At 60.8% G+C, this 888-nt stretch carries 1 protein-coding gene; it reads right to left on the bottom strand.

Translation table 11 applies throughout. The features are described from left to right. The coding region (locus tag A9X03_RS27570) for an amidohydrolase family protein (RefSeq protein ID WP_156670185.1) at positions 1-730 on the bottom strand (730 nt) is incomplete at its 3' end. Positions 731-888 lie beyond the last annotated feature (158 nt).

Raw genomic sequence — 888 nt, 5'->3', positions numbered from 1 at the left:
GGTAACGCTCGAAAACCCCGGCCAGGATGAGATGGCCCAGGCTGCGCTGGGCCCACAGCGCCATTTCCGTGATGAGCACGGCGTTGGATGCCGGCTGATCCATGGGCATTGCCGGACTTCCCGGACCGCCGTGCTGCACGATCGTCAGATCCAGTTGGCTGCACAACTGCCAAATCGGCTCATACCGAGTGTGGAACAGCGGGGCGACATTGGGGTCGCCCGGCGATACTGGGGGCAGCAGCACTCCACCGAAGCAGCCTTGCTCGTTGCCCCAACGAATTTCGTCCAGCGCGGCGTCGACGTCGTTGGGGAATACCTGGATCAGTCCTCGCCGGCGTGCGGGTGCCAGCGAACAAAAATCGACCTGCCATCGGTTGTGCGCCTGCACGCCCGCCCAGCGGTGTTCGAACTCTGCTCGGTTCTGGGGCAACGAGATGGTGATGTTGGGAGACGTCGGAAAGAAGGGAGGAACAGTGTTGGGCAGCAACAGCTCTGCCGCAACCCCGTCAGCGTCCATCTCGGAAATACGCAACTCATGGTCCCAGTTGCGCTTTGCGGTAGCGATGATCAAGTCATCGAAAGGACTGGCATACGTCGTGGCCCACGCGTCGAAGTCGTCGTGGAACGCCTTCGGGAGGTACGGCTTGTATTCGAGGAGGTCGGCGCCGGCGTGGGTATCCGCAGAAATGACAGTGTAGCGGGACGGGGTTGAATCCGCCGAACGAAACATTCATCATGCATAGTTATCGGCCACGAGACAATGACCGGTGTCGCATTCTCATTGAGGAGATGATTGATGGCCACCCCTGAGACCCCGTCCCGCTACACTGTCATTTCTGCGGATACCCACGCCGGCGCCGACCTCCTCGAATACAAGCCGTACCTCCC

The sequence above is a fragment of the Mycobacterium sp. E1715 genome (genome assembly GCF_001667625.1).
Lineage (GTDB): Bacteria > Actinomycetota > Actinomycetes > Mycobacteriales > Mycobacteriaceae > Mycobacterium.
Note: the sequence above shows the minus strand (reverse complement) of the source record. Positions and strands in the feature narration are given on the sequence as shown.